Source organism: Aquisphaera insulae (assembly GCF_011064615.1).
Taxonomy (GTDB): Bacteria; Planctomycetota; Planctomycetia; order Isosphaerales; family Isosphaeraceae; genus Aquisphaera; species Aquisphaera insulae.
On the sequence record NZ_JAALJH010000281.1, the window covers coordinates 1 to 357 of the forward strand.

Here is a 357-nt window from a genome sequence, read left to right on the forward strand (position 1 = left end):
ATGGTGCCGCCGGACCAGGTCAGGCCGCCGGTGACGGTGAGGGTGCCGTCGCCGGTGAGCGTGCCGCCGGAGAGCACCGTGCTCGCGGCCGAGTCGTCGACGGCGCCATCGATGGAGACGGTGCCGGAGTTGATGGAGACGGTGCCGGTCCCCGAGATCACCGAGCCGGTTGCGAGGTTGGCGGTCCCGTATTCGAAGGCGAGGATCGCCGTCCCGGTCGCGGAGAGGATGCCCGTCGCTGCCACGCTGGTTGCCCCTTGCAGGCTGAGCGTCCCGGAGGCGGCACTCACCGTGCCGGAGTCGGTCAGGGCGATGTTGCCGACGGTGCTGGTGCCGGTACCGGCGGTCTTGGCGAGG

The 357-nt window shown here is 71.4% G+C and carries 1 protein-coding gene; it reads right to left on the bottom strand.

Annotation, left to right across the window (positions count from 1 at the left end):
- The coding region (locus tag G6O54_RS37145; RefSeq protein ID WP_205679207.1) for a hypothetical protein at nucleotides 1–357 on the bottom strand (357 nt) is incomplete at both ends.